We start from the raw sequence: 22,553 nt of genomic DNA on the forward strand, positions 1-22,553 counted from the left end.
CGAACCGTCAGCAGTGAAGAAGTGATCAGCGAATGGTCAACACCTCGCCCAGCGTGGCTGAGCCTGGTGTCATGTCCCACGCGCGGATGACAGGCACGAACTTGTCGGTGAGGATGCGGGTCTCGGCGATTGAGCCGTCTTCGCGTTCGGTGAATTCCCGCTGGAGCGTCTTGTCCTTGTGGGTGTCACCTTTGACGACGAGCACGCGCCCGGTCTTGGAGCACACAACCCCCGAGATCGCGCCCGCGGCCAGGGCCAGGGCGAGATGCCAGTGGGACAAGGCGCGCGCCGGCGGACGCAGCGACTGCTGCGCGGCCCCCAGGTGCGTGTCCTTCGACGGCCAGAGGCCTTGGAGCCGACTAACCTCAACGGCGAACTGCTCCGGCTCCATCGTCACGCGGAAGAAATGCTCCGGTTCGGCCGGACTGGCGGGGACGATGTACGGCAGGAACGGCCATTCGCTCGGCAACTCCTCGGCTTCGACTTCGCCAAGCCCGACCTGCAGCAGCAAATTGCGCACAGCCTTGAGACCATCGGGTGCCAGCTCGCGCTGACGTACCCTGCGGCCGAAGATCACCACCTGCTTGAACTGCGTTTCCACCGCTCGGTAGATCCGCAGGTCCGTGTAGTGGCGCGTCAGCCAGCCGACCAGCTCCGCATCCAGCACGTAGCCGGGGACGATGAAGACCAGCACGCCGCCGTACTGCAACAACGACAGGCTGCGCTGATAGAACAGCTTTTCGAGGCGGGCACGGCCCTGTCCCTGATAACCGATGTTGCCGTTGACGTCCTTGGACAGGTCGCCATACGGTGGGTTAAGCCAGAGCAGCCCGAACGACTGCTTGGAGATCATCGCGTCCATCAGGTCCGCGTGCAGGCAGTGATCGACCAGGCCGCGGGCATGGCGTGCCCGCTCCGCGTCGAACTCGACCGCGAACGCCTTGGCCTGCTCGCGCCCGAGGGCATGAGCAGCTTCGGCGATCGCCACGCCTTCACCTGCGCAGGGATCAAGGATGCACATCGGCCCGTCGCTGGGCATGAGTGCGTTGAGGGCTCTTTCGAGCGTGGGTTCATCCGTGGGGAAGTACCCGTTTTTAACGAAGTTGCGGGCGAGCCGCGGGAACATGAGGGCCATGGAAGTCTCCTGGTTGGCGGGGATGAAAGGCGGAAGCACGCCAAGGCGTGCTTCCGCGGGTAGGTCAAGCCGCTACCGCTTCCGGCGTCCAAATCTTGGCCGGATAGGGATAGGCGGTGAGTACGTCACTGCGGATCAGGGAGCCCAGCGCCAAGGTCAGCGCCGGCACGTCGATGGCGAGCCGATGACCTTCCAGTCGCCCGAGGGCGAACGGAAGGCGGGCCAACATTTCGCGGGTTTGCAGCAGTTCCAGCACGGTCTCGCGCCAGTGATCGAGCAGCGGCAACGGGCAGGTGTCCCGCACCAGCGTCCACAGGCGGTCAAGCCGGTGGGCGCTGCCGCGTGGCAGCAGTGCGAGCGCGCTGGCGTTGGCCTTGTCGGGCTTCACGCAGCGGCGGTCGAACAGCCACACGTTGGAGAGCGATCCGAACAGCGTTCGTCGGTAGGCGCGTGTCATGCGCTTTTCCAGACGATCGACGTTGCCGACGAACACCGGGACGCTGCCGCCCTGGTCGGTGATGACGTGAAACTGGTCCAACCCCTGCTCGTCGCGCCCGAGGGTCAGGCGAGCAAGGAACTGCTGGACGGCGGTGTCCCGCGCCCAGATCGAGAGGAAGACGAGGTTGCCTTGGTCATCGCCGACGCAAGCGTCGGCCATCACGTCGGGGCATTCGTCTATGCGATACAGCGTGGTGGAAGAAGTGTCTGCGGGCATGGTGGTGTCCTCGGATGAACGGGAACAGCACCGCCCGCTGGGGCAAGTACTGCCCCTGGGGGTGGAAGAAAATCGCTCAGTCCGGCTCGAACTGCCGGGTGTGCGGGTTGAAGTGAAGCGCCTCATCTACCGCGGTGATCGGCGTGAAGCCCTCCAGGTAGAGGTTGTTGAGGTACTGGTCGCGGTAGGTCAGTGCCTGCCGCGCCTGCTCCTCAGTGAGGCCGTTGCTGATGAAGTACTCCAGTATTTCCTCGTCGGAGGACTCTTCGTCGTTGGACAAACTCCCTTCAACGAGCTTCAACAGCGAGGGCGGGAGCGCGGCCAGGATCGGGTCCATGTCGGTTCCTCCTGGCTCAGACGATCTGCGCCGCGGCGGTTGCCGCGACGACCGTGGGTGTGCGCCGCCGTGCGTGGTGGGCGCGAACGCCTGCGCGCCAGTCGGCGGACTGCTCCGGTGCGAGATCCAGATAGGACAGCGGGCACGAGTAGTAGTACGGGTGCATGGCCTCGTCCAGTGGCTTGTAGCCCCACTGGTCGCCGCTGCGTTCGAGCAGATCGCAGCGGATGTAGCGCAGGGATTGGCCCGGCTCCAGATGACGATGCACGCCTTCGACCTTGGCCATCACTTCCGCGACGGACCAGAGGACGTTGCCGCGCAGCGCGTGGGCGATGACCTTCACGCTGGCGCGCTCGGTCTCTTGCGGTGTGATCAGTTCCGCGATCAGTTCAGACCGCGACTGAGGTGAGAAGTACCAGCCCATGAGAGGCCTCCTGAAAAGTAGAGCCGGAGGCCTCCCCCGCGGGGAGGAGCCCCCAGCGGGTGATGAAAAGCCGCAAGTGCGGCGAAGGAACCTATGCTTTGCCTTCAGTCCCAGTCGTCATCGTCGCGATCACAACCGGCCGGGCAGTAGCCGAACTCGATCCCGTGAGAGCAATAGCCATGCTCCGCGTTCCAGTCCTGGGTTTCCTGCCGTTCGGCAGGCGTTGCGTAGTCCCATTCCTGGGTCGCGATTTCCAGGGCCTGAGCCCGCTGGCTTTCCGGCAACCGACTGGCTTGCGCGTCGATTTCCGAACTGAAAAGCGTGACCCAGTGGTCCCAGGACAGGCCGCAACCACGCTGGGCGTGCTCGGCGGCCGTCTTGCAGACAGCGCGCCACGCGGGTTCATCCAACGTGGAACGGGGGGTATCGATAGCGATGGTGGACATGATGGAGACCTCCAGAAGAAAGCCGGAGCCTCCCCCGCATGGGGAAGAAACCCCGGCGGGTGGATGAAGAACACCGCGGATGCGGTGTCTGTGTTCACGCAGGTTGCAGTTCGGCCTGGCGGCTCCACTCCTGCGTCTTGAAGTCCAGCGCGTAGCCCAGTTCACCCAGGCGGGCGATCTGCGCGCGCAGGGTGCGGCGATCGATGGTCGAATCCAGTTTCACGGACTCGCCCAGCGGCCAGAGCAGCCCGAACAGTGCGGCGTCGCCATCTTCGGTGCTGCCGGGGGCAGCAGCCGCAGCGGGCGTCGGCGCATCCACACCAAAAGGCGTGGTATCGATCAGCGGGTCCGCGGACGCCTGCGCGGATGCGGGCTTGGCGGGTCTGGATGCCTTGGCGGGCTTGGCCGGCGTTGCCGCAGACTGCGCGCCCAGTTCTTCATCGAGCGGATCGACTTCCTGGGTGGTGAAGCTGCGTGCTTCGTCACGGCTCAGTTTGTCGATGCCGTTGAGCGTCATTCCGTCCAGGTTGGCACGGATCTCGAACCGCATGCCGTCGCCGACGGGATAGGACTTCGGGAAGATGTAGCGGATGACGAACTCCCCGTCGTATTTGCCTTCGGGGTACTGCTCCAGCTCCGCATCCTTCACCGCGAACTTGCCGATGGGGGTGACAAGTCGGCCGACGTTGAAAGGGCCGTTTCTTCCGCGGATCGTGCGCAGCGTGAGTTGGCCTGGGACGGTGATGGGCGAACCCGATTGCTCGGGCGCCGATGTGACTGCCATGATGGTTCTCCTTGGGGAATAGGAAAAAGGCAAGGCCCCGTGAGGGGCCATGCCGGATCAGAACGAAGCAGCCAATGCCGGCTCCTGCTCCTCGACTTCACCTGCGGGCTCGCGCTCGGCGGGCTCGACGGGCTGGTCGGCAGCGGTGTCGGCGGCAACCTCGGCTTCGGGCGCGGGTGCGTCCTCGGCTTGCGGCGCCTCGGCTTGCGCCTGGCTCGTCGGATAGACCTGGGTGCCGTCGATCTTGATGAGACCGATGTGAACCAGCGTCGATTCCAGGCTCGCTCCCGGTTCCCCGGCGCGCTCGCCCTTGGTGCGGATGTACGGATCGATCTTCATGTCGTTCAGACGGAAGGCGATCAGCACCTTGCGGTCCCCTTCGATGGCCTGCACGCACCGGCGAACCAGGTGCTCGGCTTCAGGGGTGGCGACGATGGTGTCGAAGTACCGATATTCCGGTTCACCGACAGGTCCGGCCAGCGCCGCGACGCAGCACGACAGGAACGGATCGCCATCCTTGGGGGAGACGTCCTTCGGACGGCTGAGGTAGCCGATGCCGCGGGTGATCAGCTCGTGCTGCTTGATCGAGGCCAGTTCGGCCCGGTCAAGCGGCTCGGCCTTGAGCAGTCGCGCCTTCAGAGACGCGGCGGCCTGGCCCTTGTGCTCACCCTTGTCGCGGATGTACGCATCGCCCCAGAGGTCGCCGAGGCGGAAGCGCACCAGCGGCCGCTGCTTGGGATCGTCAACGCCGATGTAGCGCTCGACCAGTTTCTTGGCCTCGGCACCCGAGACCTTGACGTCGAAGTAGCGGTAGCTGGGGTCCTTGGCGGAACCGACCAGCGCGGCGATGGTGCATGCCAGGAAGGGCTGCGCGCGGCGGCCGCCCCGGACGGGAACCTCGCGGGCACGCTGGATGTAGCCGATGCCCGAGGTGTGAAGGTCGAAATACGATTTCTCGTTGGACGTGGTGCTCATGGTGAATCTCCATTGGGATGAAGCGGAGACACACCGGCCCCACGCATGCGGGGAAAGGTGCGTAACCCCGCGGTGGGTTGATAAGGCGAAAGCATCCGCCACCAGAACTGGTGGCCGCTCGCGGATGGATGCGGTGCGAGCTGGCTCGGTCACGCAGTGGGAACTGCGCGGCAACCTCGAAGACCGATGGTTGCCTGGCATGTCGCTGACAACGTCAGCAGGCATGGGGGCAGCATGTCCGGGCCTCGCGCGCGCGGCAGCAATCAATCGGCATCCGGGTGTTTCCCTTTGTCCGCACCGCCCAGTGCTTGCCACAGGCACTTAGGGCCGCGCAGGTGGTCGGGGGTGTCAGCGCGGGGACGGCTGGGGCGGCTCCAGGCGCCGCCGCCGCGTACGCCGACCAGCCGCCAGCCGGCGGCGCGCAGGCTGGCACCACCTTCATCGGGCAAGGTGTAGGTGATCAGCCGCGTGTAGCCCAGGGCCTTGGCCGCCTTCCAGGCCGCGCCGTAGAGCTTGCTGCAGGCGTTCGGTGCGCCATCGGTGCAGACGCGGGTGACTTCGAGCGTCCAGCCGTCATCCAGGTGGCGGGCGACCGGGCGGCCAACGATGGCCACGCCGCAGATGCCATCGGTGGCGGACAGCGCGACCGCCAGGGCGAACTTCGCTCCTTGAACCGGACGATGGTGGCGGTGGTGCTCCTGCACGAAGGCATTGGCGCAGCGCAGAGACACCGGCAGCAGTCGCAGCGATGGCGAGGTCGATGGCCCGTCCATGGCCGTCAATCACCGCAGAAGCAGGCGATCGGCTCCTCGGCGGCGTCGAACAGATCGCCCTGGTCGGCGGCGAAGCGCGCTAGATCGGCGTAGCTGGGGCCATCGGCGCGGAACCGGGCACCGCTGGGCTTGCTTGCCAGGTTCAGCGATTCCATGCGAATCCACCACACGGCGGCCTCGGGCCGGGCCTTGATGAGGGCCAGGCGCTGCCCGCGCGGTTTCAGGAAACACAGGTCGCAGTTGCCTTCGAGCGTGCGCCCGTTCACCGTCAACAGGTCGAGGTCGAACGCTTGCGCCTGCCAGAAGGCGCCCACGTCTCGCACGGTGACGCCGGCATCCGCAAGCGGCACGCACATGGTCTCGTGGGTCGATTCGGTGGAATGGCCGCGCGCACGAATCTTGGCGACGCGGCGCTGCTCGTCGGCACGAATGCCGATCATCTGGTCCCAATCGGTCCAGCCCAGATGCCGCAGGTAGCGGTGCATCGGGCGGATCTTCAGGCTGGTCGTGCAGCCGCGCGCGACGGGATTGGGCAGGTACTGGCGCTTGCGGATCAGCGCCTCGAACGGCTCGCCCTGGCGGCTGGCCCGATCGAAGTCCACCAGCGTGAAGCCTGGCTCCGTGGGCAGGTATTCCAGCCAGTGGATCGGCACCTGCCAGTGCGCGCCGCAGTCGCGCACAAAGCGCAGGGTCGCTTTCACCTCCTTGCCGGTGTTGGCGAAGCAGACCACAGTGTCGGCAGGCAGGCCGCCATTGGCCTGCAACACGCGCCAGAGCATGTAGGCGCTGGTGCGCCCGCCCGAGAAGCTGATGCAGGTCGGTTGGGTGATCTTGAACGGGTCGTGCATGCGATCGTCTCCGGGGGTAGGTCGGCGGGCGGGCCGACGCGGCGGGCCATGGCGGCCGGAGACGAGCACGCACGCGGCGAATGCCGCGGTGCGGAAAAAAGGAAGCCCCCAAGAAGGGGGCCGTGAGGGGATGGCGGTAGTCGTTGCGCTACACCGATGGCACCACCTCCAGCGACAGGTGCGTCGTGGTGGCGGACAGCATCAGATCGTCCGTGCCGTGCAGGACGCGTGCGAAAACGCCTTCCTTCGGGTCGAAGAACTCGCCGAAGTCGTCGCCACCCAGCTCCGCGCGCGCCAGTTCCCACCAGTCGTCAAACGGGTCGGTATCCGGGTTGCAGCCGACGGCATAGGCCAGCAGCTTCACGCGGCCATCGGGACGGCGCTCTCCCTGCTCGGCGAGGAAGTACACGCCCTGGTCCTTGGCGAGGACGACGCGGCATTGGTTGGCAACGGCCTCGGCCAGCACGGGGCGCAGGTCGGAGCCTTTGAATCGAAGTGACATGGTTCATCTCCTGAAAAAAAGGCCCTCCACCCGAACGGATGAAAGGCCTATGGGGCAAGTCGCCGGTAGGCTGTGGAGTCAGCCGTTTGCCTCGCACGTCATGCCGCAACCGCCTGGCGGCGCCGGGGAGCCTTGGCGTCGATCACGCTCACGTCGATCAGGCGCCAGCGCCCGTCGTCGATAAGCCGTTCCAGCACTTCACCGAGCATGTCGAAATACACCTCGTCGTGCCGATCGACCATCTCGCCGTCGCGGCGCAGCTCAACCACGTAGGTGTCGCCGCCGCGGTCGTAGAGGATCGTCACCTGGCCCTCGAACTTCGCGGTCGAAACCGTGAAGCTGATCGCCGGGGGTGTCTCGATGATCTTGGACGGTTTCGGATCGACCCAGGTGAAGTCGCGGGCACCCGCATCGACCAGCATGTGGGTGATGCGCCGGAACCCGTCGGGAGCCGGCATTTCCTCCAACTGCTGGATGAGCTGCCCCAGTTCCATGCACTGCGGCTCAGGGATGGGCAGCTTGGCAGGCGCGGAGCCGAGGATGTGCCTGGTGATGGTGTAGGGAACACCGTCCGCGGTCTTCTCGGTGATCACTTCCGGGGTGTCAGCGCGCAAGCCGTCGAAGCGGCGGCGGGCATACGGTTGGACATGCACCTTGGCGCCTTCGCTGGGAACGGTGGTCACCAGGTTGGGATCGAGCACCGCGAACTCGCTGGGCTTGAGCTTGACGACGATGGCGTCGTCGTTGGCCGCGACCACCTTGCCGTCGAAAGGCTTGGGATCGATAGCGAAACCCAGCGTCGAGGACTGCGGCTGATCATCGAACACGCGGTACTTGAACGACCGCACGTTGCGGGGCACATGGCCTGCGACAAGCGAAGGCATCATGGATTTGATGAGGGAACGGTCCATGGGAATCTCCTTGAGGAAGAACAAGGGATTCCCCGCCCGCAAGGGAGAGGTCCCTTGTGGGTGAATGGACGCGGTGCGTCCGTAGGAAGAAACGACCAGCACGGTTTCCAGTGCTTGCAGCCTCGAAGGTCTCGGCTGCCTGGGCATGTGTCGGCAACGCCGACGAACATGGGGGCAATGATGGCCCTGGGCCGGGCTACCCGCCCGCATGAAACGGCACTGCGCCGCACCCGGTTTTCCTGCGCTGCGGGCAAGAAAAAGCCCCTCGAAAGGGGCTGGTTGGGTCAAGCTTCGTACACGAAGTAGTGTTCGCGCTGACGCGGGAAGAAGACATGCTTCCACGTGTCGCCGCTGGTGTTGCCACCGTCGAAGACGACCATTTCGTAGTCATCAATGTCGGAGTCCACCAGGTCGTCGCTGACGATATGGCGCATGTGCAGCATGCCGTGCGTGCGCTCGAATACCAGGATCTGGCCGATGGCATCGTCCTGGCCCATGGCGTTGACGCAGGCTCCAAGCTGGTGCTCGAAGTCGGGTGCGCGCGAAATGAGGTCGGGGAACATGAGGTTGCTCCTATGAAAATGGACCAGCCCGGCTCCTCGGGGGAGACGGGCTGGCATGAGGGGACAAAGAGGATGACTGGCGCGTCGTGCGGCTGCTAGGACTCAGCCAGCGGCAGGCCCAGCAGCGCAGGTGCGTCGGCGTCGAGGATCAGGATGCGCACATCGGCCTGGCCAGCCAGGTCAAGGATGTTCGCCAGGTCGTCCGGCATGCCCTTGTTCCGGTGCTCCTGCCGAAGCTGCTCGACGGTGATGCCCTCGGCGTGCTCCAGGTTCTGGTCCGTCCAGGGCGTGGAAATCAGCTTGACGCCGATCGCCGGGCTGTACGGCACCCGGAAGGCGATGAACAGCATGGCCTCCGGCGTGGCGAGGTCCGCCAGGTTGGCGAGGTAGTGCCAGGTATCGACCGTGATGTGCTCACGGCTGATCTCCCAGCACCGGCTGTAGTAGCCGGTCTCGAAACTCAGGCGCTGCGCGACTTCCCGCGCGGCCTCGGCCGAATAGGTGTCACCGATGTGGACCGGACGACCGTCGAAGTCATCGCCATGGATGGCGTAGACCACGGCCCCAATCACGCCTTCCCCGCTGAGGCATTCACCGGCATCGCATTCGGCCAGCACCTCGGCACTCACGGGTTGGGGGCCATTGCTGACCAGGGCGAAATCGTTGGTGACGATGCAGGACGACGAAACCAGTTCCTCGTCGGAGAGGTGATCTTGGCTCGCGTGGATGTTTCGCCAGACGTGCGGGCTTCCATCGTCGTAGCTGATGGACAGCGTGCGGACGATTTTCAGATTCCAGTAGCCGCGAAGAAAGGGGTTAGTTTTCTGAGACATGGGAACTCTCCAGATTGAATATTGGAGCCAATTCCCGTCACCGGGAATCGGACCCGGTGGGTTGAAAATGGAAAAAGCGTCAGGCAATGCTGACCATGGCGTTGGCAGCACTGCGCTGGACGGCGGGAAATAAATTGAGGGACATGGCCTCGTGGGCGCATGTCCCTCATGGGGCGTGAACGAAGACGCGGTGGTGTGCCGGAGACCGGCTCACCAGCCGTTGTAGTTCATGAGCAGGTCGGCGAGGACCTTGCGGCGTTGCAGGTCGAGACCGTCGAAGTCCGACAGTCCGTGGAAACGGCAGCGCTTGAGCATGGCACCGCCCTCGCGCGCGTTGTAGAAGCTGACCATGGCGGACAGGAACATGCGTTCCCCGCTGCTCAGGACGCCGAGGGCATCGTTGAGCCGCAGCATGTTGGGACGCAGATCCCACTTGCTCTTGGCCTGGTTCAGACCTTCACGGGTGCCGTCGCCGAACCACTCGGGGCCAGCGATCTCGACGCCGCGCTTCCATGCCTCGAAAAAGGCTTGGGGCGCGGCAGCGAAATGCTGATCTTCCCGCATGATCTGATCGACGACTTCCCGCGGCAGTAGCTGGTTCATGACGTGACTCCTCCAGTTGGATCAGGGAATGGCGAGCTGGGACCAGCCGCCTCTTTCGAGGGCACGTTGAGCCGCGGCATGGCTGCGGAAGTACTCGCGGGACTCCCGCGAAACGGGGCCTTCGGTATCGCGCGTGCCGATGTAGTGGCCGGCGGCGCTTTGCAGGACTTCGAGCGGCAGGAACTTGCCGCAGTAGGTCGAGGCCAATTTCCCGAAGGTTTGGCCGAAAGAGGCTTGCTGGGACATGGACGGGCTCCTTGGAAAAAAAAGCGGGGCCTCGTCCCTCACGGGATGGCAGCTCCCGCACGCGGTTGATAAAAGGCATCAGCGTCACGGGGACGCGCGTCCGCAGAATTGATGCGATGCGGACTGGTGGGCAACGCGGGAGAGACCCGCGGCAGCCTGGAACCCTGGCTGCTGGCATGTGCTGACGAATCAGCGAACATGCGGGCAGCTTCGTGTGCGGGGCGCGCTGCGTCAGTTGGAAAACGGCATCCGGCCTAGCCCCGATTGATGGGCACCGGACAAAAGAAAAAGCCCCGCACGAGTGCAGGGCTGTAAGGAGGGTGTGGTGGTGCTGGGTCAGTCGGGCTTGTCGCCCAGGACATGCTGCTTCCACAGGTCGAATGCCTGCTCGGGCGCAAGCTCGGCGAGGATGACGATGGGCTGGGCCTGCCGGGCGCGCAGCGAATCGAAGTACGCCTTGCGATCGGCGATGGCCTTGAGCTTGATGCCTTTGATGAACAGCAGTTTGCCGTCCTTGATGAACAGCACCTTGTTGCCGATGTCGCGGTTGAACGCGGATCGCACCTTGCGTTCCGCGTGCATGGCATCGGCCAGTTCATCGACCAGGAAGTCGAGCGTCATGTCGATGTAGTGAGGGTCTTCACCCTCCTGGCCGAGGTCGAGCGGCGCAGGCGGTAGGCCCTTGGCGAAGGCTTCGGCCTGCGCCAGCAGCGCCGCCTTGCCGTTGAGCGCGTGGAGGAACGTCGAGCCGCCGTGGCCATCGTTGCGGGCCTCGGCGATGGGAGTGCCGTCGAACACGACGGTGGCGCTGAAGCACATCGTTTCCTCGCTGGCGAAATCTGCCACCTTGAGGTTCTTCAGCGTGATGCGGTCTTGCTTGGTGATGTTGTCCATGGGAAGTCCTGAAATCGACCGGGTGGCGACATGCCCCTGACGGGACGTGGCGGCCATCCCGTGGGTTGGAGAAAGAGGCATCGATGCCCCGGTGGGCAGCGTTCGCCGGTGAGATGCCGAGGCGAACTGGCGGGTGGCGTGGGCGGAACCCACGGCAGCCTTGACACCCTGGCTGCGGGCTGCTGCCGATACATCGGCAATGCAGGAGGGAGAATGGCGCGGCCCGCAGGCTGCGTCGCCGATCAATCCGAAGCGGTCGAGCCCGTCTTGTGCAGGCATTGCACGAGGCGTTGGCCCAGCCATGCCATGCACGGGACGGCCATGGAGTTGCCGATCGCCTTGTAGCGCGGAGCATCCGCGGCGGACTTGCCGCGGTACGGGATCAGCGTGTAGTCGTCGGGCATGCCTTGCAGCCGCTCGCACTCAACGGGCATCAGCCGCCGCACCCGCCAGTGCGACCAGTCGCCGGGGCCAGGGTCATTCCAGTCGTAGCGGAAATGCGCCTCGAAGTCGGGGGTCAGCACATGGGGCTTGTCCGCGCCGCCGCCGCTGGTGCGCAGTGCGGTCGCTACGTTGCCGCCCAGTTCCAAGGCCAGTCCTTCGGCGCGGCCACGCAACGCCGCGCTCAGCACCATGGGCCGGCCCTGGCCCGGCTTGCCGCCGCCCGTGGAAAGCGTTCCGGCAAGCTGGCCGTGACCGGATTCGAGCCGCAGTTCGCCACGGGAGTTTTGTGCGAAAGCGACGGCGGGCACCACACCCGCATTCGCGTGACTGTTGCGGTGCCCGCCAGCGCGCAGCGTCGGTGCTTGGTTCTCCATCGCATCCGCGCCGCTGCCCTGGGCGGTGAAGGCGATGATCGGAACACCCTTGCCGGTGCCGTCTTCGCTGCTGCCCTTGCCGCCATTGGCGGTGCTGAGCGTGTGGGTGATGTTGCCTGCAACGGACTGCGCGAGGAAGGTTTCGACCTCAAAGTCATTCTTCGGACCGGGCGCGGCGGTCAGGCAGGCGGCCACGTCGATGGGACCTGCGGTATTGCCACCGCCGAACCCGAACGTCATGGTGACCTTGCCATAGGGCTGCTTCAGTCCGGCGTAGCCGCCTGCTGCTGCAGCGCCATGTCCAGCAGTGCGGGAAGCGTCTTGCCACGGCGAGCAGCCCGGCGAAGAATCCCCGCGCAGGCCGTCGCGCTCAAAAAGTACTTCTGCGGGATCGAGGTCATCTCCACCACTTGCCACAAGAAACACGCGCTTGCGGCGTTGGGCGACACCGAAATATTGAGCGTCGAGCACGCGCCAGGCGATGCGGCGGCGGGGTCCAGACACACAACCAGCGTGCGCCCACCGATCCCCTGGCGGCTGGAGCGCACGGCTTTCTCCGGCCAGTGCCCCCAGGAAATGCCCGAAGGCGTTGCTGCGATCGTTGAGGACGCCGGGGACGTTTTCCCAGACGAGCGTGGCCGCCGGGCGGCGGTCTTGGTGGCGGGTTTGGTCGATGGCATTGGCAAGCTCCACATAGGCAAGGGTCAAGGCACCGCGCGGGTCATCCAGTCCGCGACGGCTACCTGCAACGCTGAACGACTGGCACGGCGTGCCGCCGACCAGGATGTCGGGCGCCGGCACGGTGCCGGCGCGCACCTGGCGGGCGATCGCGGTCATGTCGCCCAGGTTGGGCACGTGGGGGTAATGGTGGGCGAGCACGGCGCTCGGGAACGGCTCGATTTCGGCGAACCACGCGGCTTCGAGGCCGAGGGGTTGCCAGGCGAGGCTCACGGCCTCGATGCCGCTGCACACGCTGCCGTACAGCAGTGGCGCGGCCTGGGGCGCACCGCGTGGGGTGCGAGGTTGCGGGTTCATGGCGGGTCTCCTGTTCGTGTGGCCCTGGACCGTGTGGCCGGGCCGGGACGTTGATCGGCAGGAGAAAGGCGCCGAAGGCCGTGTGGCCTTCGGCTCGGGAGGACGGAACCACCCGTGGGCTGTTGCAGGCCCGGTCGTCGCTAGAACCGTCTGCTGTCAGCAATCGCACCCGGCGCATGTCGTGGTTGGCGCCGGCATCTTCTGGCGCACATCCGCGCACAAAAGGAGCCCAGTTTTTCGCCGTTGGGCGCGGCATCGAATACCGCTGACCACGAAGGGTCTCCGGGTGGCTCGCGCAGCCTGGCAAGTCATCGGGGGACCCTTCGCAGAGGCGGAAAAACGCAGATCAGCAGAACGCGCCGGGAAACCCCGGACATGGTTCGCGGAGAAACTACCTTCAGGCCCCGCAGCCGGGGACGGCCGGGCGGGACGCGCACACGGACAGGAGAAGGCGTTGCGCGCTGGGCGTCCCGCAGGGCGTGCGGGACATGGGCCACGCCGCCGATGGCGGGCACGGCTCTCGGGGAACAGGGTCGATCAGGAGCCCTTGCGGCCGCTGCTGCGCGGGCGCGAGGCACCGCGCTTGGACGCGCCGGTTTCGACCGGCAGCGTGCCTTTGCAGTCGGGGTAGCGACTGCACGACCAGAAGGGGCCGGTCTTGCCGGTGCGCTGGCGCGTCGGTGCGCCGCACTGCGGGCAAGCGGGACCCTGGGGAACCTTGATGGACAGCGAGGTGCCGCCGTACTGCGCGATCAGTTGCGAAATCCATGCGGCCTGCTTGCCGATGAACACGTCCAGGGTGAGCTGGCCGGCCTCGATCATGTCGAGCGCCTGCTCCCACACAGCGGTGGTTCCGGGATCGGCAATCGCCGCGGGCACGGCGTCGATCAGCGTGAACGCCGCATCCGATGCGCGAATGGAGCGTCCCTTCTTCACGAGATAGCCCCGCGTCAGCAGGCCGGTGATGATGTTGGCGCGCGTGGCTTCGGTGCCGATGCCCGTCGTGTCCTTCAACTTCTCTTTCAAGCGCGGGTCGGTCACGAAGCGCGCCACGCCTTTCATCGACTTGACCAGTTCGCCCTGCGTGTAGGGCTTGGGGGGCATCGTCTTCAGCGCCTTGATCTCAACCTCGGCCACATGGCATGCCAGGCCCTCGCGCAGCGCGGGTAGCACCTGGCTGCGCGCAGCGGCGTCGCCGTCCTCGTCCGCTTGCGGCTCGGCCAGCACCAGACGCCAACCCTGGGCGACCACCTGCTTTCCGGTGGCCACCAGTTTCTGCTGGCCGCAGGAAAGCTCGGCGACGGTGCGGTCGAACTCGTGGTGAGGGAGGAACTGCGCGAGGTAATGCGCGCGGATCAGCCGATACACCGCCAGTTCCTTCTCGCTCATGGCGGAGAGGTTCGCGGGTTCGAGCGTCGGGATGATGCCGTGGTGCGCCGTGACCTTGCCATCGTTCCAGGCGCGCGAGCGCTGCGAGCGGTCGAGTTGGCCCATGATCGGGCGCAGTGACGGGTCGGTCTTGAGCAAACTGTCCAGGACCGTGGGCACCTCGGTGAACATGCTTTCAGGCAGGTAGCCGGAATCCGAACGCGGGTACGTCGTGGCCTTGTGCGTCTCGTACAAGGCCTGCGCGATTTCAAGGGTCTCTTGAACATCCAGCCCAAGCTGCTTGGAACAGACCTCCTGCAAAGTGCCCAGGTCGAACAGCAGCGGCGGGCCTTCGCGCACGCGCTCGGTTTCGACCGATACCACCTGGGCGCTGCCCGCAGTACGGATTTGCTGCGCGGCCTGCTGGGCGACCGGCTGCTGCAGGCAGCGGCCCGCGTCGTCGGTGCAGCCATCGGGCGGAACCCACTGCGCGCTGAAAGCCTGTCCACCTGCGGACAGGGACACGTCGATGGCCCAGAACGGCACCGACTTGAAGGCCACGATCTCGCGATCGCGGTCCACGACGAGCTTCAAGGTCGGCGTCTGCACGCGCCCGACGGATAGCACGCCGTCGTAGCCTGCCTGCCGGCCCAGCACGGTGAACAACCGGCTGAGATTCATGCCCACGAGCCAGTCGGCGCGCGAGCGCGCCAGTGCCGAGTAGTACATCGGCAGCGTGTCGGAAGACGGCCGCAGCTTGCCGAGCGCGGTGCGGATCGACGCATCGTTGAGCGCCGACAGCCATAGCCGCTCGATGGGGCCGCGGTAGCCGCACAGGTCGATGATCTCGCGAGCGATCAACTCGCCCTCGCGGTCGGCATCGGTGGCGATGACCAGATGGGTCGCCTTCGCCAGAAGCGCCTTGACGACCTTGAATTGCGTGGCGGTCTTCGGTTTGACCTCGACCCGCCACTGCTGGGGAACGATGGGCAACTGCTCCAGCGACCAGCGCTTGAGCGCCGCGTCATAGACCTCGGGGGCTGCCGCTTCTACGAGATGGCCGATGCACCAGGTGACGGTGACGCCGGAGCCGCTGAGACAGCCTTCACCGCGCTGCGTCGCGCCGAGAATCCGGCCAATGTCTTTGCCCTGGGAGGGCTTCTCGCACAAGAACAGCCGCATGTCCGTCCATCCAATTTCCGTGGTTCATTGAGTTGCTGGAATCGAGGATGCCGAGCACCACCAGGGGCAGCAGCAAACAAGCCGCATGCGGTGGCGACCACTTTCACGGGATGGGATGGCGGGGACGGGAGTGGCGTTCGGCCGGGGATGTGCGGGTCGGGAGCCGCGATTTTCGGGGGCGCGTGGACGCCGGTGGACGTTGATGGAGCTATCCCCTGGGGATAGCTCGCAAGGGCATGGGGGCGACGGACAACTGCCGCCGCCCCATGCCTGTCACTTCCTGCGCTTCGGCTCCTTCGGCGCGGTCGGTTCCTGGGTGGCCGGAGGTTTCGGCTGCGCGTCCTGCGCGGTCTCTTGCTGCCTGGGGCTGAGGGTCACGGACTCGATGCGGAACGGCAGGATGCCGACGCTGCGCGCGTTGATCTGCCAGGTCTCGCGCGGCTGGTCCTCGTTGTCCGTCCAGGGTTCGCGCTCCATGCGGCCGACGACCAGCACGCGCATGCCTTTCTGGTAGAGGTCCTTCCAGTGCGCGGCGTCGCGGTGCCAGATTTCCACCGGCGCCCAGAAGCCGCCGCGATCCTCGAAGCTGCCATCCTTCTTGGGAATGGGGTTGTCGAAATAGACGTTCAGGCGAAGCAGGCGGCTGGGCTCGTCGTTGCCGTTGGGGAACTCCCGGTACTCGGGGGGCGAGCCGATGTTGCCCTCGCCAGAAAAATGCGTGCTCATGTTGCAATCTCCGTGGTGGTTGAAATACCCGCACCTGGTCGGCGGCGGGCGCGTGCTGGGATGCCTGGCGCGATCACCGATCACGCAGGGCGGGTGGCGTGGACTTGAGCCGGCGCAGGTAGGCGTCCTCCGCCTCGGCGGCCTTGCTGGCGCACTCCTGGGCCTGCCTGCCCAAGGTGTGCAACAGGCTGATCTGCATGTTCAGCGTGATGCGCTGAAGCTCGATGGCGTGCAGGTCAGCCAGGAGGTTGACCGGCGTGCTGGTGCTCGCGATCAGCTCCTGCCACAGGGCGACGCCCATGGCTGACCTGTCGTGCTTGCGCCAGCGCAGAAACGCCGTGCCTGCGCCAGTGGTCTGCTGGGCCAGTTCGATGGGCAGCAGGTGGAAGGGATGCCCGAGGGCCTGTGGCAGCACCTGTCGCTGCGCCAAGCCAATCAACTCGTCGCGCATGGCGAAGCACTGGCTGGCCCAGACCTCCAAGTCCCCTTTACCTTTAAAAGGCTTTAAAAGGCCTTTTTGAGAGCCTGCGTGTTCCAGCCGCATGAAGGCGGTCTGTTGCAGCGGGCGGAAGTAGCGGGTGTCGCGGTTCGGGTCGCTCATGCCTGCTCGTCCTCGCCGGCCGTCGCTTCGGGGGCCTCGGTGGCGGCGGCTTCGTCACTGGCGGATGGCGCTGCGGCAGGACCGTCACCGCGCTGCTGCAGGCCACGGCGCACGATCGGCGGCGCGAACTTCGAGCGGCGCGTGCCTTCCAGCACGTCCTGCGGCAGCTCGCCGAATTTCTCCAGCGCCGCCCGTGCTGCGGCATTCTTGGCGGCGAAGTCATCGCGGGTGCAACCCGAGTAGCGGTACTGCTGCGCCAGGCTGAAAAGACTGCGCAGCGCATGCGCGCCTTCGTTGAGCCAGCGTTCGAGCGTCGAGCGATCGATCAGCGCGGTGTGGTGCGCGAGGATCAGCTTGCGGGCGATGTCGTCGTAGTCGGCGAGCAGATACACCGCGGCAAAGCCCAACTGCGCATTGACGAACAGCGGCAGCTTGACGGGCTGGACGTTGAGGTTTTCGCCCAAGGTAAGTGCCGGCGGCACGCTCGCCAGGGCCTGGTCCACCTGCTCGCGCAGCGATTGCAGCGTGGCCTTCGTCTGGTCGAGCTTGTCCTCGATGCGCAGCATCCAGAAGTCGCTGTACGGGTCGTCCTGCTCCGAGCCGCGCCGCATCTTGTTCATCTGGGCGATGTAGCCGTTCAGGCCGACGATGCCCGGTCGCCCCTCGGCGGCGGCGCGGCCGTGCCAGATGCGAGAGGCGTGGTGCGTGTGCAGCGTCAGCGACATCGCGCTGCGCAGGGAGCCGAGATTCAGTTGCAGGGGTTCGTTGGTGGTTGCCATGGTGTCCGCTCGTTGTTGGAAATGAGCGGACAGCTTCGGCAGGTGGCGGAAGGCAGTCAGTCAACAAACCGAAACCCGCCCGTCCCCGGTTCAGGGCGCGGCGGTCGAATGCATCGCGAGCTATCCCCTAGGGATAGTTCCATGGAGCGCCAAGGAATGCTGCACGCCTGGACCAGCGTGGACAGGGCCGATCCCGCGGCAGGCGATCGAGGCCTGGCGTGCAGCAGTTCGACGTCGTAGCTGTCAGTGGAACTATCCCCAGGGGATAGTTCCATGGAGCGCCAAGGAACGCTGCGCGCCCGGATCAAGCGCGGACAAGGCCGATCCTGCCGCAGGCGATCGGGGCCTGGCGTGCAGCGGTTCGACGTGTAGCCGTCAGTGGAACTATCCCCTGGGGATAGCTCTACTGGAAGCCACTGGCATCCACTTCACCGCCTTGCAGGCCCGCTCACTTGCTGGCGAGCAGGTTGCGCAGCCGCTCGATGTGCTGCCTGGCGACTTCCGGCGGCACCGGCTTGCCCTGCGGCTGGGATGGTGGCGGTGCTGGTGGTGGCCGCTCATTCGGCGGAGCGTGTGCCGATGGCGCGTCTTTCTTGGCCCAGGCGTTGAACTCGCCATGGATGGCCCGCTGGATGATGCCGAACAGATACCCCGCAGGATTGCGGATGCCGTGACTGCTGCATCGTGCGGCCCATTCGTCCAGCACGGCCTGCCTCAGCGCGGCATCGACCTGCTGCAATGCCACCCGCGCACCTGTCTGCTGCTCTGCCTTCAGTTCCGCGAAGCGTTTGGGCCATTGCAGGTCGCCCAGCGCGCGCGCCTGCGCCTGAGCCTGCGCGGTAGTACGTACTTCATTAATACGACTACTACGTACTGTACGGGCCTGCTTCGGATTCCGAAGAGAGGTGTCTGGCGCGGGTTTCGACCCTGCTTCGGAATCCGAAGTGGGGTCGTCAGGATTCCGAAGAAGGCTCGTCGCCCCTTCTTCGGATTCGTGAGTCGCATCCTCTTGTGGATAACTTTCGTGCGCCCCGACGCCCTGGCTGGCGAGACGTTCTGCCAGGACTTGCAACCGCGACGGTAGGGTGCGCCCGGCGAGCATCGGGTCTTCACCGATTTCCTTGAGGGTGTGCAGGCCCACGATCTGCACGGCTTTGGCCGAATGGCCGAGCGCCTGGCTGACCAGTTGCAGGTAGTCCGGGTCGAGCTGCATCGCTTCAAAGGGCGTCAGCGGCTCGTCGTGCAGGACATAGAGGTTGCCGAGGATGCGGCCGGTCTTGGCGTCGCGCCGTCGCCGCACCAGGCTCAGCCATCGGGTCAGCCGCAGCAGCGTGAGGGCTCGCGCCACGGTTTCGTGCGAGGCCTGCCCGGCGCAGGGCATCGAGGCCAGCCAGGGCCGCAACTGCTCATAGGTGGGGAATGCGGTCACGCCGTCGTCGTTGAGCATCAGCCGGAACACCTGCCAGGCGTTGCGCTCCAGCGGCGTCAGGCGGCGGTCGAGGAACAGCCGCCGCGGTACGGTCTCATGCCGGTTGCCGCTGAATAGGAACGCATCGCCGGACGCGGTCGGTGTCGCAGGTGACGGCGCAAGTATTGGCATGCGCGTGGGCGTGGGCGTGAGCAGGCTGGGCCTGGGCGCAAGGTCTTTCAGCGCCGCGTCGAACAGGTCAGCGAGTGCGACGGGGCCAGGGCGTGGTGCGGTGTCGTCCACGGCCATGGCTCAACCCAATCCCTGATCGACCCACGACTTGATCGCGGTCCAGACCACCGACAGCGGCAGATCCATGCCTTCGGCGAGGTCCATGGCGGCGTCGAGAATCGAAGTCTCGTCCTCCAAGTCCACATTCCTGCTGCTGGTGATGGCTTTCCAGCGCCGCCACAGTTCGACGTCCTGCTTCTCGTCCAGGACAGGGTGACGCCCCTTGCGCTTGGGCAGGCCCAGCACCTCGCGGCGCAGGGCGACTTCCTGATGGGTCAGGCCATAGAAGCGGCTGACCATCTCCGTGCTGGCGCCCAGGCGCAACATGCGATCGACGGTCGCGATTTCCTTCTCCACGTCCTGCGCCTGCGAGAGCAGACGCCGGAGCACCTCGCGGTTCACGGACACGGAACACCACGAGACATTGGCGTTGGCCAGCACGCTCACCATGGCGGGATGCTTGAGCGCATCCAGTTCGGCCTCGCTGAAGCCCATCGCCTTGCAGCGGCGCAGTTGGCCGTTGCGCAGGTCGTAGAGCGCCTGGGCGATGACGGCCTGATTGAGCGGGTGCGGGGCGGACATGCGGGTCTCCTTCCTTCATGCCCCAGGGCCTGCGGCACCGGACTCCAGGTCCAGCAGGCGCCGGGCCAGGCGCAGCAATCGGAACAGCTTGACCAGCGCGGTGTCGCTCAAGCGGCGGGTCGCATCGCCTTGGCCGTGCAGCAGCGCCGGCAGCTCGGCGGCAAGCTGCCCGCCGTCCAGATCGGCATCGGTGAAGCTCTGACCTGCCAGGCTCGCCAGCAATGCCAGCACGGCGCGGCCCTGCGGTGATGGGGACTGCGCGCTGGCATGGCATGCGAAGCCAACACCGTCCGCGCGTTCCTCGATGCACTGATCGAGGTCGGCCTCGCCCGCGATCTCGCGTGCGAACTGCGCGATGTGGATGCGCAGGCGGTCTGGGGTGTCCAGGCCCGCGTCGATGTGCCAGACGTCGGAAATCGGGTAGAGACCGCCCGCCTGGACGGGAATGGACTGCAAGACGTTGGCCGAGAAATCGGGCAGCGCATCCCCCAGCTCGTCGGCGACCATCCGCTGAATGGATTGCAGCCGCTCCGTCGTCGGTGCCGGCGAAACGATGTGTCCCTGCAGCAGATCACCAGGAGCAGCCACGGGGCTTCCTGCGGGCGAGCCGTCCGTCCCCGAGCCGCCCTCGCGCTCGCGCGACCCAGGTGTGGCCGCCGGCGTCGGGGCCGATGGGGCCGGCGCGGCGGGCGGGCGTGCCACGGTGCCAGGCTCAGGCAGCGCGGGCGGTGCCGATGGCGGGGTCGGATCGCTGACCAGGGCGCGATGGCGGCTTTCGGATTCGGTGAGGTCGAGCGCCAGCACGTCGTAGTCGATGCCGAGCAGCTCGGACATCTGGCCGATCAGCTCGTCCTGCACGCGCTGGGGGGCGAACTCGTCGGCCTGCGTGTCGAACTGCGACAGCACCTCCTGAAAGAAGTCGTCGAAGTCCTGCACCAGCGTGCGGCCCTTGGCGTAGCGCTCCCACGCGAGCATGCAGGCCTTGCGCATGACCGACAGGCGTTCGACTTGGTGGCGGCCGAGCCCACCATAGAGCACGGTCGGGATCGCCGGCAGCAGGTAGCGCACCGCGTCGTTCATCCGGCTGATGTGCGACTGCTGGACCGGGAAGCCATCGGCAGCGAGGCGGCGGGCCAGCTCGGACTGGCTCAGGGCGGCGCCGCTTTCCTGCTCGTAGAACTCGCGCGCCTTCTCGACGCCGAGGGCGCGCTCGATGAACGTCAGGCCCCCGCGCAATTCATTCTCGGCCAGGTGGCCGGTCAGCATCACGACTTCGCCGCGGCTGGGCCACGGCCGGAACAGGCACGATATGCGGAAGAACCGCTCGTCCTTGGTCTCCGACCACAATTCGCGCAGGATCGCCAGGCGCGTGTTGCCGCCGTTGCGGATGATGTAGTGGTCCTCGCCCGGGCGCCGGGTGATGGCCGGCGCCGCGTCCAGGCCGCGCTCGCGGATGGACGCCTTGATGTCCTCGTAGGCCGGATTGCGCTTCTTCCTGGGGTCGTGGTCGTAGGGGCGCAACTGGTCCAGGGTCACGACCATGGGCGTGTCGGCAATCGGGTCGCTCAAGGCCGAGGTGGACGGGCCGCTGCGCTCGAACCCCGCCGCGAGCAACTTGCCGGCCATCTGCTGGGAGGTCATCTCAGCCATGGTGGCCTCCTTGCGCACCGAACCGGGCCTCGCGCTCGGCGCGGCGGATCTGCGCCCGGGCATTGAGCGCCGCCCTGTGATCGCTGGCCGTCGAACTGGTGTAGATCGCGGCGCAGCCTGCCTTGGTGAATTTGAGGTGCCCGCCCGGTGTGCGCTTGACGTGCCAGCCCTCGCCGACGGCGAACTCGATCAGCGCACGCAGCCGCTTGTGGCCTCGGGCCAGTTCATGTGCGTTCGCCATGGGGCCTCCCGGTATCAAGTGGGAATGGCGGGCGGCCGGACACCGTGGCAAATCGGTGCTGCCATTGCGGGAGCAGTTCGCCAGCGAGGCCGCGCATGGTGTCGAGCGCGGCAGGGGCGACTCTGCCCGGTGGCTGGCGGTACTCGACTCGATGCACCGGCAGGCCGCGCGTTGCGGCGCGTGGATACGCCTCGATGGCCGGCACGTCGGTGGCCAGCACGCGGATGCCGGTGTGGTCCTGAAACAGGTCGCGCAGGGCCTGCTGGATCAGCCGGGCGTTCGCCGACACCGGGTGGACTCGGTTGATGAGCAGATGCAGCGGCGGCGGCTCGATGCCCAGGTGCCGGTACGGTGCGATGTCTTCCAGCAACTGCATGGTGCCGCGCCGCAGCTCTCGGGCGGCGAGGATTTCCGGGGTCACGGGTGACAGCGCGAGATTGGAGGCGAGCACCGCCATCTCCAGCGTCACCGAGCGTGCACCCTGGGTGTCGATCAGCACCAGGTCGTAGAGGGGAGCCAGTGCCGGCAGCAGGTGCCGTAGCCGTAGGCGCCCATCCGGCGCGTGCAGCAGCAAGGTGTTCAACTCGCCCCGGTGGTCGTTGGACAGCACCAGGTCCAGGCCCGTGATGATCGTGCGGGACACGAGCTGGCCGAGGTCGCGCTCGTTGAAGGCCAGCAATTCATAGATGCCGCCAGGCGCGCGGTGGGCTAGCTCGTAGTACGAGGACAATGTGGGCTGCACGTCGAGATCGAGCAGCAGCACGCGCAGCCCCGCGTCGGCGGCGAACCCGCCCAGGTTCGCTGCTGTGGTGGTCTTGCCGACGCCGCCTTTCGTTGAAATGATGGATACGACCTGCATGGGGTTCTCCGTGTGAGGATGGGA

26 protein-coding genes are annotated in these 22,553 nt (G+C 66.2%); all 26 read right to left on the reverse strand.

The genetic code is table 11. The features are described from left to right. Positions 1-25: 25 nt before the first annotated feature. On the reverse strand, positions 26-1,159 hold the full coding sequence (locus L0977_RS13945) for a DUF6094 domain-containing protein (RefSeq protein WP_326491071.1): 1,134 nt from the start codon (positions 1,157-1,159) through the stop codon (positions 26-28). 40 nt (positions 1,160-1,199) lie between these two features. Further along, entirely contained in the window at positions 1,200-1,850 is a 651-nt protein-coding gene (locus L0977_RS13950) for a hypothetical protein (RefSeq protein ID WP_234265463.1), read from the reverse strand. Positions 1,851-1,926: 76 nt separating this feature from the next. After that, complete coding sequence (locus L0977_RS13955) at positions 1,927-2,187, reverse strand: hypothetical protein (protein ID WP_234265464.1); 261 nt, start codon at positions 2,185-2,187, stop codon at positions 1,927-1,929. A 16-nt stretch (positions 2,188-2,203) separates the two neighbouring features. Continuing rightward, positions 2,204-2,611 (reverse strand): hypothetical protein, encoded by a 408-nt coding sequence (locus tag L0977_RS13960; RefSeq protein WP_234265465.1) that lies wholly within the window; start codon positions 2,609-2,611, stop codon positions 2,204-2,206. Positions 2,612-2,715: 104 nt separating this feature from the next. After that, positions 2,716-3,057: a hypothetical protein gene (locus L0977_RS13965; protein WP_234265466.1), complete on the reverse strand. Its 342-nt coding sequence runs from the start codon at positions 3,055-3,057 to the stop codon at positions 2,716-2,718. 94 nt (positions 3,058-3,151) lie between these two features. After that, the gene (locus tag L0977_RS13970) at positions 3,152-3,841 is read right to left on the reverse strand and encodes a DUF3275 family protein (protein ID WP_234265467.1); all 690 of its coding nucleotides are present in this window, start codon (positions 3,839-3,841) and stop codon (positions 3,152-3,154) included. A gap of 57 nt (positions 3,842-3,898) precedes the next feature. Next, positions 3,899-4,816 carry a DUF3577 domain-containing protein gene (locus L0977_RS13975; RefSeq protein ID WP_033448836.1) on the reverse strand — a complete coding sequence of 306 codons (918 nt, stop codon included), beginning with the start codon at positions 4,814-4,816 and terminating at the stop codon, positions 3,899-3,901. Between the two features lie 263 nt (positions 4,817-5,079). Next, positions 5,080-5,589, reverse strand: coding sequence for an XF1762 family protein (locus L0977_RS13980; RefSeq protein ID WP_234265468.1), 510 nt, complete (start codon positions 5,587-5,589; stop codon positions 5,080-5,082). Between the two features lie 5 nt (positions 5,590-5,594). Beyond that, the gene (locus L0977_RS13985) at positions 5,595-6,437 is read right to left on the reverse strand and encodes a phosphoadenosine phosphosulfate reductase domain-containing protein (protein ID WP_234265469.1); all 843 of its coding nucleotides are present in this window, start codon (positions 6,435-6,437) and stop codon (positions 5,595-5,597) included. A gap of 148 nt (positions 6,438-6,585) precedes the next feature. Then, positions 6,586-6,939: a DUF3085 domain-containing protein gene (locus L0977_RS13990; protein WP_234265470.1), complete on the reverse strand. Its 354-nt coding sequence runs from the start codon at positions 6,937-6,939 to the stop codon at positions 6,586-6,588. 98 nt (positions 6,940-7,037) lie between these two features. Beyond that, complete coding sequence (locus L0977_RS13995) at positions 7,038-7,850, reverse strand: GTPase (RefSeq protein ID WP_234265471.1); 813 nt, start codon at positions 7,848-7,850, stop codon at positions 7,038-7,040. 284 nt (positions 7,851-8,134) lie between these two features. Beyond that, complete coding sequence (locus tag L0977_RS14000; RefSeq protein ID WP_234265472.1) at positions 8,135-8,413, reverse strand: uridylate kinase; 279 nt, start codon at positions 8,411-8,413, stop codon at positions 8,135-8,137. A gap of 95 nt (positions 8,414-8,508) precedes the next feature. Beyond that, the gene (locus L0977_RS14005; protein ID WP_234265473.1) at positions 8,509-9,246 is read right to left on the reverse strand and encodes a DUF5983 family protein; all 738 of its coding nucleotides are present in this window, start codon (positions 9,244-9,246) and stop codon (positions 8,509-8,511) included. Between the two features lie 210 nt (positions 9,247-9,456). After that, on the reverse strand, positions 9,457-9,849 hold the full coding sequence (locus L0977_RS14010) for a hypothetical protein (RefSeq protein WP_234265474.1): 393 nt from the start codon (positions 9,847-9,849) through the stop codon (positions 9,457-9,459). 21 nt (positions 9,850-9,870) lie between these two features. Continuing rightward, positions 9,871-10,095 carry a hypothetical protein gene (locus L0977_RS14015; protein WP_234265475.1) on the reverse strand — a complete coding sequence of 75 codons (225 nt, stop codon included), beginning with the start codon at positions 10,093-10,095 and terminating at the stop codon, positions 9,871-9,873. 336 nt (positions 10,096-10,431) lie between these two features. Beyond that, on the reverse strand, positions 10,432-10,989 hold the full coding sequence (locus L0977_RS14020; protein WP_234265476.1) for a hypothetical protein: 558 nt from the start codon (positions 10,987-10,989) through the stop codon (positions 10,432-10,434). 242 nt (positions 10,990-11,231) lie between these two features. Continuing rightward, positions 11,232-12,842, reverse strand: coding sequence for a DNA cytosine methyltransferase (locus L0977_RS14025; protein ID WP_234265477.1), 1,611 nt, complete (start codon positions 12,840-12,842; stop codon positions 11,232-11,234). 537 nt (positions 12,843-13,379) lie between these two features. After that, positions 13,380-15,392: a DNA topoisomerase III gene (locus tag L0977_RS14030; RefSeq protein ID WP_234265478.1), complete on the reverse strand. Its 2,013-nt coding sequence runs from the start codon at positions 15,390-15,392 to the stop codon at positions 13,380-13,382. Positions 15,393-15,665: 273 nt separating this feature from the next. Further along, a complete protein-coding gene (locus tag L0977_RS14035) occupies positions 15,666-16,118 on the reverse strand; it encodes a single-stranded DNA-binding protein (protein WP_234265479.1) in 453 nt (150 codons plus the stop codon). A gap of 73 nt (positions 16,119-16,191) precedes the next feature. Beyond that, positions 16,192-16,719 carry a DUF3158 family protein gene (locus L0977_RS14040; RefSeq protein WP_234265480.1) on the reverse strand — a complete coding sequence of 176 codons (528 nt, stop codon included), beginning with the start codon at positions 16,717-16,719 and terminating at the stop codon, positions 16,192-16,194. Further along, complete coding sequence (locus L0977_RS14045) at positions 16,716-17,498, reverse strand: PFL_4669 family integrating conjugative element protein (RefSeq protein ID WP_072294602.1); 783 nt, start codon at positions 17,496-17,498, stop codon at positions 16,716-16,718. Before L0977_RS14045 ends, L0977_RS14040 begins: the two co-directional genes overlap by 4 nt. Positions 17,499-17,946: 448 nt before the next feature. Further along, on the reverse strand, positions 17,947-19,215 hold the full coding sequence (locus L0977_RS14050; protein WP_234265481.1) for an STY4528 family pathogenicity island replication protein: 1,269 nt from the start codon (positions 19,213-19,215) through the stop codon (positions 17,947-17,949). A gap of 3 nt (positions 19,216-19,218) precedes the next feature. Beyond that, positions 19,219-19,779, reverse strand: coding sequence for a DUF2857 domain-containing protein (locus tag L0977_RS14055; protein ID WP_234265482.1), 561 nt, complete (start codon positions 19,777-19,779; stop codon positions 19,219-19,221). Between the two features lie 15 nt (positions 19,780-19,794). After that, positions 19,795-21,429 (reverse strand): ParB family protein, encoded by a 1,635-nt coding sequence (locus L0977_RS14060; protein ID WP_234265483.1) that lies wholly within the window; start codon positions 21,427-21,429, stop codon positions 19,795-19,797. After that, the gene (locus L0977_RS14065; RefSeq protein ID WP_234265484.1) at positions 21,422-21,670 is read right to left on the reverse strand and encodes a type II toxin-antitoxin system HicA family toxin; all 249 of its coding nucleotides are present in this window, start codon (positions 21,668-21,670) and stop codon (positions 21,422-21,424) included. Before L0977_RS14065 ends, L0977_RS14060 begins: the two co-directional genes overlap by 8 nt. After that, complete coding sequence (locus tag L0977_RS14070; protein WP_234265485.1) at positions 21,654-22,529, reverse strand: ParA family protein; 876 nt, start codon at positions 22,527-22,529, stop codon at positions 21,654-21,656. The genes L0977_RS14065 and L0977_RS14070 overlap by 17 nt, the downstream gene beginning before the upstream one ends. Positions 22,530-22,553: the final 24 nt, after the last annotated feature.

The sequence above is a fragment of the Hydrogenophaga sp. NFH-34 genome (assembly GCF_021401345.1).
GTDB lineage: Bacteria > Pseudomonadota > Gammaproteobacteria > Burkholderiales > Burkholderiaceae_C > Hydrogenophaga > Hydrogenophaga electricum.